Here is a 10,841-nt window from a genome sequence, read left to right as displayed (position 1 = left end):
CAGTTCGTGCAATGTATCCATAATGACGCACTAACCGCGCTGGTTAAATTGCCGGGTGTGGGAAAAAAGACCGCTGAGCGGTTAGTGGTGGAGATGAAGGATCGCCTTAAAAACTGGGTCGGTTCAGACTTATTGACACCAGACTCAGAAAAAATGGACTTTGAACATACTGTTATTACTGATAATGATAATGCTAAAGATGAAGCGATAAGTGCATTGATCGCGTTAGGTTATAAACCTGCAGTCGCAGAAAAAGTGATTAAGAAAATTTATCAGGATGGTATGGATTGTGAGTCTCTGATCCGCAGTTCACTTAAAAGCATGGTATAAAAATGATTGAAGAAGATCGCCTTATTTCTGGCACGGAAAAAGTTGATGACACGTTTATTGACCGTGCAATTCGTCCTAAATTATTAGCCGATTATGAAGGTCAGCCACAGGTTAATACGCAGATGGAGATTTTTATCGAAGCTGCGCGGCAACGTAATGAAGCACTGGATCATCTGCTTATTTTTGGCCCGCCAGGATTGGGTAAAACCACGCTGTCGCATATCGTTGCTAACGAACTTAATGTAAATATCAAAACCACTTCCGGACCTATTTTAGAAAAAGCAGGCGATTTGGCTGCACTATTAACAAATCTTGAAGAAAATGATGTGTTATTTATTGATGAAATACACAGGTTAAGTCCCATTGTTGAAGAAATTTTATATCCGGCGATGGAAGATTATCAGCTTGATATCATGATTGGGGAAGGGCCGGCCGCGCGCTCGATTAAACTCGATTTACCTCCCTTTACACTCATTGGAGCAACCACGCGTGCCGGATCGTTAACCTCACCACTGCGCGACCGTTTTGGCATTGTCCAGCGACTTGAGTATTACGATCTGAAATCATTAACCCATATAGTGCAGCGCAGTGCCAGACACCTTGGGTTGACTATGGACAGATCGGGGGCAATTGAAATGGCTAAGCGTGCGCGCGGTACGCCACGTATTGCCAACCGTTTGTTACGTAGAGTACGAGATTACGCGCAGGTAAAAAAAGTAACGATGATCAATGATGATATCGCCAAACAAGCGCTGGATATGCTTGAAGTAGATAATCAAGGTTTTGATTATATGGATAGAAAACTGCTGATGGCAATCTTAGATACTTTTCAGGGGGGCCCCGTTGGCTTAGATAATTTAGCGGCCGCCATTGGCGAAGAGAAAGAAACCATTGAAGATGTACTGGAGCCGTACTTGATTCAGCAGGGATTTTTACAACGTACTCCAAGGGGACGGATAGCGACTAACCGAACTTATCTGCACTTCGGTTTTGATAAACCTCAATCATAAAATAATCGGCAGTGATAGCGTATTATTGTTGCCAATTATCTCCCGCTTCCTGTTGCTAAAGTAGGGCCGCAGACTCCACCGAGTAATCTCATTATGCCAATAAAACATTCCTCTATTTGCTAAATCTGGATATTAATAGCAAGATTAAAAGCTTGATCCAAGTCAAGTTTTTAAGTATAAATAAGCAAATACTAATTATAAGTGATTGATGTTAATGACGTGTTAAAAAACGCTCTGCGCCCGCGTGGTAATTAACATTCGCTTAACAATTGAGTCTGTTTTTTGTGCTGGAATTGACAATGTTCAAAACATGGTTACCGCTGGAAGGCATTTTTTCGATTCCGTTAATAATTAAAGTGATGGTGATCTTTACTATTAAATATTTCTATTTTTCTAATCCGGTGCCTTTTAATGAAGATCATCTGTTTGCTGAGGTAACTTAGATAGAAAAAACGCAATCGGCGAAGTCAGCACAATAACGCAGTCAAAACAGAATAAAACGGTTAGCAGTTTACAATTTTTTAACTTAGGAGAAAACAATGGATGACATAGTTGATTTGTCGCGATTTCAATTTGCAATGACTGCCATGTACCACTTTTTATTTGTGCCGCTTACCCTTGGTTTGGCATGGATGTTAGTGATCATGGAATCACTGTATGTGATGACTAAAAAAGAAGTTTACAAGGATATGACCAAGTTTTGGGGCAAGTTATTTGGTATTAACTTTGCGATCGGCGTGACCACCGGATTAACCATGGAGTTCCAGTTTGGCACTAACTGGGCTTATTATTCGCATTATGTGGGTGATGTCTTTGGAGCCCCGCTGGCGATAGAAGGGATGATGGCTTTCTTTTTGGAATCAACATTTGTTGGACTGTTTTTCTTCGGTTGGGACAGACTGACTAAATTACAGCATCTTGCGTCTACATGTTTAGTTGCGCTTGGTTCAAGTATGTCTGCGTTATGGATTCTGATTGCAAACGGTTGGATGCAGAACCCAGTTGGTGCAGAATTTAACTACGAAACCATGCGTATGGAAATGACCAGCTTCACCGAACTTGTATTTAATCCGGTTGCGCAAGTTAAGTTTGTTCATACCGTTGCATCTGGTTATGTCGCGGGCGCAATGTTTGTATTGGCGATCAGTTCTTATTATCTACTTAAAGGGCGTGATATCCCTTTTGCTAAACGCTCTTTCGCGATTGCTGCTGCATTTGGTACTGCAGGGATTTTATCAACAATTGTATTGGGTGATGAAAGTGGTTATGAAGTGGGTGATGTACAGAAAGTAAAATTAGCCGCGATTGAGTCTGAGTGGGAAACACACCCAGCACCGGCCGCTTTTAATTTGATTGGCCTGCCGAATCAAGAAGAGCAGCGCACTGACTATGCGATTAAGATACCTTATGCACTAGGTATTATCGCGACACGTTCAATTGACAAACAAGTGATCGGCCTTAAAGACTTGATGGTTCAGCATGAACTGCGTATTCGTAACGGTATGATAGCGTATGGCTTGTTACAAAAATTACGTTCGGGTGATAAATCTGAACAGAATATTGCCGCCTTTGAAGCGACTAAAATTGACCTGGGTTATGGATTACTACTTAAAAGATATGCCCCTGATGTGATAGATGCCAGCGAAGAGCAAATTCAGATGGCGGTAAATGACAGTATACCTGGCGTTGCGCCTCTGTTCTGGTCATTCCGGATCATGGTCGGCGCAGGTATCGCTATGCTATTTATTTTCTTGTTTGCGTTTTATCAATCTGCACGTAGCCAGATAGGTAAAAACAAATTTTTCCATAGAATTTGTTTATATAGTCTCCCATTACCTTGGATTGCTATCGAAGCCGGTTGGTTTATTGCAGAATATGGCCGTCAGCCTTGGGCGATTGCAGAAATATTGCCGACACATATGGGCGTGTCGACACTTAGCAGGGAGACGGTTTTGTTTAGTATTATCTCAATTGCTACTTTTTATACTGTGTTATTAGTGATTGAAATGTTCCTAATGTTCCGCTTCGCGCGCAAAGGGCCAAGTAGTTTAAAAACGGGTAAATATCACTTCGAGCAATTAGACGATAGCGCGAAAAACAAACAGCAGGGATAGGAGTTTATTATGTTTGATTACGAAACGTTAAAAATGTTGTGGTGGTTACTGATTGGTATTTTACTGATTGGTTTTGTTATCACTGATGGTTTTGATATGGGGGTGGGTGCACTGATCCCTATTATCGGTAAAGACGATGATGAACGGCGTATTATGATCAACAGTATTGCACCGCATTGGGATGGCAATCAGGTTTGGCTTATTACAGGTGCGGGGGCTATTTTTGCGGCTTGGCCTGCTGTTTATGCCACTGCTTTTTCCGGTTTTTATGTGGCCATGATGCTGACGCTGTTTGCACTGTTTTTCCGTCCGGTGGGGTTTGATTACCGCAGTAAAATTGAAGATCCGCGCTGGAGAAACAGTTGGGATTGGGGGATCTTTATCGGAGGTGTTGTCCCACCGATTATTTTCGGTGTGGCTTTTGGTAATTTATTGCAAGGTGTGCCATTTATACTGGATGACTTTCTACGCTCACAATACCAAGGTGGATTTTTAGATCTGCTTAACCCCTTTGCGTTATTGGTCGGGGTGTTTAGTTTGACCTTATTTGTGCTGCAGGGGTCAACCTGGTTACAAATGAAAACAGAAGGAGCACTACGTCAACGCGCTCGATTAGTGTCGCTTATCTGCGCGCCTACTGCGATCGTTTTATTCGCATTAGCGGGCGTGTGGGTCGCTAACGGCATTGATGGCTATGTGATCACTTCAATCGACTCTCTCGGTGGCCCGGCAAATCCGTTATTAAAGACGGCAGCGTTACAGCCCGGCGCATGGTTAGCAAATTATGATAAGTACCCGCTAACTATGATTGCACCTGCAGTTGGCTTGTTCTTCCCCTTATTAACCTGGATTGCGAGCAAATATAACCGTAGTGGTTTTGCCTTTTTCTGCAGCAGCATTACCCTAGTGGGCGTGTTGTTGACCTATGGGTTTAGTACGTTCCCGTTTATTTTGCCATCAAGCATAGATCCAAACTTCAGTTTTACTGTTTGGGATGCGGTTTCCAGTGAGAAAACACTTAATGTGATGACCATGGCGGCGGCTATTTTTCTGCCTATTATTCTGTTTTACACCACTTGGTGTTACCTGAAAATGTTTGGTCGTCTAGGCAAAGAGTTTATGGCGAAAAATAAAAATTCAGCATATTAATTAATTTTAGGAGAATTCTATGTGGTATTTTGCGTGGATATTAGGTGTTTTATTGGCCTGTTCATTTGGTATTATTAACGGTTTGTGGTTAGAACAGCTCGAAACCAATGAAAAAGAAGCACAGCAAGCGGAAAACGATGCAGATTAATAATCTTGCATAATTTTCTTCATAAACCCTTTACAGCCGCATTTGCGCGGTTTGTTTCTCTGATGCTGGCGTTATTGTTAAGTGCTTTATTATTGGTCAATCCCAATCATATCGCAGACAACAAGTCGGCATTAGAGGATGGTTTATTTTATGCTCTTTTATGATCACAATGTTCGGCTAAGCAAACTGTTGTAAATGACTAATGGATGGGGCGGATAAGCGCCTTTTTTTTGATTATAAAATAGAAAAAATGACAGTTATGTCGACAATAATGGCTATTTCTAGTAGCCTAGAGCTAAATTTTGTAAATGGAAAAACAGTGTGTTAATTTCAACATTGCCCGTACGAATTTATTATGAAGATACAGATGCCGGTGGCATCGTTTATTATGCAAATTATTTAAAATTTTTTGAGCGTGGACGGACTGAATTTTTGCGCGAATTTAATATTGAACAAGATCTTTTATTGGTAGAAAACATTGCATTTGTAGTAAAAAAAGTGGAAATGGATTGTATTAAATCAGCCCGATTTAATGAGCTTATTAGTGTTAACACAGAGGTTGTTTCTTTGCGCAAAGCAAGCTTGCTTTTTAAGCAACAAATTACCCATGAGAGTGGGGAACTTCTTTGCCAAGCAACGACTCTAATCGCCTGTGTCAATTTAAAGAAAATGAAACCCACAGCTATTCCAGCTGAAATCATCGAGGTAATATCCCGTGCAAGCTGATATATCTATTATAGGTCTGTTTTTACAAGCAAGTTGGCTTGTGAAATTTGTTATGTTGTTATTGTTAGGAATGTCTGTTTACTCATGGACATTGATTTTTTCACGTACCAGAATGCTTAATGCTGCCAAAAAATCTTTGACACATTTTGAAGAGCGTTTCTGGTCAGGGCAGGACTTAAGTCGGTTATATAAAGAGACTGCCGCACGTAGTGAACGCATTGTAGGCGGAGAAAAAATATTTTATAGCGGTTTTAAAGAGTATTCACGGCTACACCGTATGCCGGGGCGTAGTGTTGATAGTGTCACAGAAGGTGCTCATCGTACCATGCGCGTTACTCTATCAAGAGAAATTGATGACTTAGAAACGGGGCTCGCGTCCTTAGCGACGACGGGATCTATTAGTCCTTATATCGGCTTGTTCGGTACGGTTTGGGGAATTATGAACTCGTTTATTGCATTAGGTGAAGTGCAACAGGCGACACTGGCTATGGTCGCACCTGGTATCGCTGAAGCATTGATAGCGACTGCGATGGGTTTATTTGCTGCGATCCCTGCAGTAATGGCATATAACCGCTTTTCCACACAAGTTGGCAAGCTAGAAACTGCTTATATTAATCTGATGGAAGAGTTTACCTCTATTTTACATCGTCAATCTATGACTGACAGCGAATAGGAAGCGTATGCAATACTCATATCGTAGTCCCAAAAGACGTCGCGTTGTTGCGGAAATTAACGTTGTACCCTATATCGATGTTATGTTGGTACTGCTTATTATTTTTATGGTTACCGCACCACTGGTAACGCAAGGGGTAAAAGTTGATTTACCGCAAGCGGCAGCCCAGTCTTTGCCTGATGATAGTAAACCGCCTTTAATTGCTTCAATTGATAAGCAGGGACGTTATTTTCTAAGTGTAGGCGAAAGCGTTGAAACACCGCTCGATGCTCAGGAGATGAGTGCGCTAGTCAGCGCACAGCTAGCGTTAGATCCGAATGCACAATTTGTGGTAAAAGGCGACGCTGATGTTGCTTACAAACGTGTTATCGATTTAATGGTTCTATTGCAAGAGGCAGGTGTACCTTCACTTGGTTTAATGACTGAGCCGGACAATAATGAAAAATAGCTCAGTATGGATAGCATTTATTAGCGCATTGTCACTGCACCTTATTCTTGGCGGAATATTGCTGATGAATGTTGATTTTTCCCTGCCCAAGGAAAAGCCGCAAACACCCATCATTAATGCCTCCGTGGTGAGTCAGAAAATGTTTGATGACTTAGCTCAACGTAAAGATGATCAGAAGTTGGCAGAAAAAAGAGCCCAAGATAAGGCTCGGCAAGAGCAGGAACGTTTAAAACGGGAAAAAAAACAAGCAGAAGAAAAACGTAAGAAGATCGAGTCGGATCGCATCAAGGACGAAAAACAGAAAGTATTGCGTAAAAAGAGAGAAGTTGAACGAGTTCAGGCTGAAAAGGCGTTAGCTGCTAAGCAGTTAAAAGCAAAACAAGTGGCGGATAAAGCTAAAAAACTGGCTGATGCCAAAGCTAAAAAAGAAAAAGCTGAGCGTGTGCAAGCAGAAAAGTTGGCGCAAGAAAAACGTAAGCGAATCGAGTCAGAACGAATTCAAGCAGCGAAAGTAGCGAAAGAAAAAGCGCTTAAAGAGGCGAATATTCTAGCGGAAAAAGAGGCTAAACGTAAAGCGGATGCAGAGGCAGAACGGTTACGTCAGAATGAGCTTGATAAACAGATGGCAGCTGAATTTGAAGATTCATTTTCAAGTGCTCAAAGTTCCAAGCAACTTTCTGAAATTGCACGTTATACAGCACTGATTCAAAATAAAATTAGCCGTAATTGGCAAGTTGAACCGGATATGAAGGGTAAAACCTGTACATTAACTATTCGTTTGGCTAGTGATGGATTTGTTAGAGATGTTAAACAGGTTAGCGGTGATCTTAAAGTGTGCGAATCAGCTAAACGCGCAGTCTTAAAAGCGAAAACCCTGCCTATTCCTGATGATGCTGAAATTGCATCACAGTTCCGTGATTTCAATATCAAACTAGAACCTGATTTTTAAGGAACATCAATATGTTAGCACGTTTTTTATTATTATTTTCAATGCTTGTTATGACCATGCAAGCTTCTGCCCGTTTAGAAATATTGATTACGGAAGGGGTGAACAGTGCAAGGCCGATTGCTGTTATCCCCTTCAAATGGTCAGGCGCAGGCAAAAAACCAGAACATATTTCAGAAATTATTTCGGCTGATTTACAAAGCAGCGGTCAGTTTAGTCCGCTCTCCATTGATAAAATGGCTAAAACCCCCTCAACGAGCAACAATATCGATTATGCTTTGTGGCATAAAATGGGTGTTGAAGCGATTGTGATGGGCGAAATAAAACCTGCCGATGAGGCCGGTAAATTTACTATAACTTATGAGTTACTCGATGTTGTTAAAGGCAATGTCGGACTGGCTGAATACAGTCCGGTTCTGGATAAGCGTCGTAGCACAGCGACAGCAGAACAATTACGTCAATATAGCCACCGAATCAGTGATGTCGTTTATGAAAAATTAACTGGTGTGAGGGGCGCATTCTTAACGCGCTTAGCTTATGTTGCAGTAGATCGGCAAAGCAGCCACCCTTATCAGCTGCGTATTTCCGATTATGATGGTCATGGTGAAAAACTGGTATTACGTTCTAAACAGCCAATTATGTCGCCAACTTGGTCTCCTGATGGCCGGAAACTGGCGTATGTCAGTTTTGAAAAACGCCGTTCACAAATATATATACAAGATTTATATAGTCAAAAACGTGAGTTGATAACCTCTTTCCCAAAGATAAACGGGGCGCCCAGTTGGTCGCCTGATGGAAAAAAATTGGCATTGGTCTTATCAAAAGATGGGCAACCTGAGATCTATACGTTAGATATAGCCAGTAAAGCACTCCACCGTGTTACTAACAACCGTGTTATTGATACTGAACCCGGCTGGACACCCGATGGGAGAAGTGTTGTTTTTTCCTCGGAACGAGGGGGAAGGCCGCAAATTTATCAAATTGAGCTCGCATCAGGTAAAACAAAACGTTTAACATGGGAGGGTGAACTTAATTTAGGTGGCACAATTACCCCTGATGGTGATAGTCTTGTGTTAGTAAGTCGCCATAACGGAAATTATAAAATTGCAGTGCAAAACCTAAAGTCTGGTGAGTTGAGAACATTAACAAAAACTCATCTAGATGAATCACCCAGTGTTGCACCTAATGGTAGTATGATTATTTACAGCACTATTTTTCAAGGGCACCAGGGCTTGGCGTTGGTATCTATGGATGGTCGCTTTAAAGCGAATATTCCAGCAAAAAATGGTGATATTAAATCTCCTGCATGGTCTCCATTTTTAAACTAAAATAATTAACCAGAAAATAATTAACCATAAAATAAGGTAATAAAATGAATTTAACGATGATTTCAAAAAGCTTGTTGATTGCACTACCAATGTTGGCGTTAGGCGCGTGTAGTTCGACTGCTGATACAGAGTCTGAATCAACAACTCAAGCGACAACAGAAGAAAGCGCAACTGAAGCAACAGGTGATAACACAGTACAAACAGATGTTATTGAAGCAGTAACATTAACTGATGAAGAGTTAATGGTTCAAGAATACAGCGCCGCTATTTTAGAAACGACTATCAATTTTGATTTTGATAATGCGATGATCAAGCCTGAATACGCTAAAATTTTAGATGCACATGCTAAATTTCTAGTTAAAAACCCTGGTAAATTATTGACTATTGAAGGCCATTCTGATGAAAAAGGTACGCCGGAATACAATATTGCACTGGGCGAACGTCGTGCTTCAGCTGTTTCCACTTACTTAGAAAATATGGGTGTTGCATCAAGCCAAATTAGTATTGTAAGTTACGGCGAAGAAAAACCTGTTAACTTTTCTCACGACTCTGCTGCTTGGGCTGAAAACCGCCGTGCAGAGCTAACATACTAATTATTGAGTATGAAAAAAATAAATTATAATGTGGCCATTCTTATGGCCGCTTTTTTATCCGTGCCAGTTTTTGCTGCCGCGCCTGTTAATGACGTAACGGTGAGCAAAAGTAATACACAGATTGAAAAACAGTTGCAGGAGCTTACCCGCCTATTAGAGGCGCGTAATAAAATGCAGATGCGTATGCAAAATCAACTTGTTGAACTCTCTCAAGAGATGAACCAAGTCAAAGGGAGCATCGCTCTTTTTAACCATAAAATAGATCAGATTGAAAATCGCCAACGCAATTTATATCAACTGATTGAAGATCAAAATAAACCCACTGTAAAGGCAGTTGTCGATAACGGATCTGTTACGGCTGGTGCTGAAAATGATAATGAAAAAAGTGCTTATCAGAGCGCGGTTGATCTGGTACTTGTTAATAAAGAATATGATCTGGCTATTAGTGCATTTGAAACCTTTGTGGTTACCTATCCCAAGTCTGCTTACGTTGCTAATTCACAATATTGGTTAGGGCAACTGTTATACAAACAGGGGAAACGTAAGGAAGCAAGAGCTGCCTTTCTGATCGTCACAGAGAAATTCCCAGATTCAAATAAACGTCCTGACGCCTTATTTAAAATTGGTATTATTGATGAGTATTTGGGTGAGGCTGCCTCAGCTAATGAGTTTTATAAAAAAGTATTAAAAGAGTACCCAGATTCATCCGCCGCAGGTTTAGCTGAAAAACGGCTGACCGGGTTATAAAATAACCTAATAGTAAGTGTTGGCATATATTGCTCCCTATTTTGTTTATTTTCTCAGCAAACAAACGAAAAAGTACGGTTTTTTGTTGCGATATCGAAAATATTGTATAGTATACGCCGCAGTTGATAGCGAAGTGTGACCAAGTTCATATTAAATAGTTGTTGATGGTAAGACCGAAAAGATCCGGGCGTTAGCTAAGTTGGTTTAGAAGTTGAATTTTAATCCAGTTGTGTTGATAAGAGTCAAAGGTATAACCTTCGACGTAAATAGTAAGACCGAAAAATATTCGGGCCGTTAGCTCAGTTGGTAGAGCAGTGGACTTTTAATCCATTTGTCGAAGGTTCAAATCCTTCACGGCCCACCACTTTTACTTATGTAAAAGTAAATGTTTTTTAGTAAGACCGAAAAGTATATTCGGGCCGTTAGCTTAGTTGGTTTAGAAGTTGAATTTTAATCCAGTTGTGTTGATAAGAGTCAAAGGTATAACCTTCGACGTAAATAGTAAGACCGAAAAATATTCGGGCCGTTAGCTCAGTTGGTTTAGAAGTTGAATTTTAATCCACTTGTGTTGATAAGAGTCAAAGGTATAACCTTCGACGTAAATAGTAAGACCGAAAAATATTCGGGCC

At 40.8% G+C, this 10,841-nt stretch carries 12 protein-coding genes, 1 tRNA gene and 1 pseudogene; all 14 read left to right on the top strand.

Annotated elements, in window-relative coordinates; translation table 11 throughout:
* Positions 1-330, top strand: a pseudogene (locus ACJAT7_RS15590) (Holliday junction branch migration protein RuvA); the annotation flags it as partial.
* A gap of 2 nt (positions 331-332) precedes the next feature.
* Positions 333-1,340, top strand: a complete 1,008-nt coding sequence (gene ruvB / locus ACJAT7_RS15585; protein WP_415227723.1) for a Holliday junction branch migration DNA helicase RuvB — start codon at positions 333-335, stop codon at positions 1,338-1,340.
* Between the two features lie 299 nt (positions 1,341-1,639).
* Positions 1,640-1,783 (top strand): hypothetical protein, encoded by a 144-nt coding sequence (locus ACJAT7_RS15580; RefSeq protein ID WP_415227722.1) that lies wholly within the window; start codon positions 1,640-1,642, stop codon positions 1,781-1,783.
* Positions 1,784-1,879: 96 nt separating this feature from the next.
* Positions 1,880-3,454: a cytochrome ubiquinol oxidase subunit I gene (locus ACJAT7_RS15575; protein ID WP_415227721.1), complete on the top strand. Its 1,575-nt coding sequence runs from the start codon at positions 1,880-1,882 to the stop codon at positions 3,452-3,454.
* A 9-nt stretch (positions 3,455-3,463) separates the two neighbouring features.
* On the top strand, positions 3,464-4,603 hold the full coding sequence (gene cydB, locus ACJAT7_RS15570; RefSeq protein ID WP_415227720.1) for a cytochrome d ubiquinol oxidase subunit II: 1,140 nt from the start codon (positions 3,464-3,466) through the stop codon (positions 4,601-4,603).
* A gap of 19 nt (positions 4,604-4,622) precedes the next feature.
* Entirely contained in the window at positions 4,623-4,751 is a 129-nt protein-coding gene (gene cydX / locus ACJAT7_RS15565) for a cytochrome bd-I oxidase subunit CydX (protein WP_415227719.1), read from the top strand.
* A gap of 321 nt (positions 4,752-5,072) precedes the next feature.
* Positions 5,073-5,477, top strand: coding sequence for a tol-pal system-associated acyl-CoA thioesterase (gene ybgC, locus ACJAT7_RS15560; RefSeq protein WP_415227718.1), 405 nt, complete (start codon positions 5,073-5,075; stop codon positions 5,475-5,477).
* Positions 5,467-6,150, top strand: coding sequence for a protein TolQ (gene tolQ / locus ACJAT7_RS15555; protein ID WP_415227717.1), 684 nt, complete (start codon positions 5,467-5,469; stop codon positions 6,148-6,150). The genes ybgC and tolQ overlap by 11 nt, the downstream gene beginning before the upstream one ends.
* 7 nt (positions 6,151-6,157) lie before the next feature.
* Positions 6,158-6,598 (top strand): protein TolR, encoded by a 441-nt coding sequence (gene tolR, locus ACJAT7_RS15550; protein WP_415227716.1) that lies wholly within the window; start codon positions 6,158-6,160, stop codon positions 6,596-6,598.
* Complete coding sequence (gene tolA, locus ACJAT7_RS15545; protein ID WP_415227715.1) at positions 6,588-7,547, top strand: cell envelope integrity protein TolA; 960 nt, start codon at positions 6,588-6,590, stop codon at positions 7,545-7,547. Before tolR ends, tolA begins: the two co-directional genes overlap by 11 nt.
* Before the next feature lie 11 nt (positions 7,548-7,558).
* Entirely contained in the window at positions 7,559-8,872 is a 1,314-nt protein-coding gene (gene tolB / locus ACJAT7_RS15540; RefSeq protein WP_415227714.1) for a Tol-Pal system beta propeller repeat protein TolB, read from the top strand.
* Positions 8,873-8,916: 44 nt separating this feature from the next.
* Positions 8,917-9,465, top strand: a complete 549-nt coding sequence (pal, locus tag ACJAT7_RS15535; protein ID WP_415227713.1) for a peptidoglycan-associated lipoprotein Pal — start codon at positions 8,917-8,919, stop codon at positions 9,463-9,465.
* Positions 9,466-9,474: 9 nt separating this feature from the next.
* On the top strand, positions 9,475-10,212 hold the full coding sequence (gene ybgF / locus ACJAT7_RS15530) for a tol-pal system protein YbgF (RefSeq protein WP_415227712.1): 738 nt from the start codon (positions 9,475-9,477) through the stop codon (positions 10,210-10,212).
* A 288-nt stretch (positions 10,213-10,500) separates the two neighbouring features.
* Positions 10,501-10,576, top strand: a tRNA-Lys gene (locus ACJAT7_RS15525).
* Positions 10,577-10,841: the final 265 nt, after the last annotated feature.

Origin of the sequence: Psychromonas sp. (genome assembly GCF_047632995.1) — a bacterium.
In the GTDB taxonomy this organism is placed as follows: Bacteria; Pseudomonadota; Gammaproteobacteria; order Enterobacterales; family Psychromonadaceae; genus Psychromonas.
This window is presented reverse-complemented; position numbering and strand designations above follow the sequence as displayed.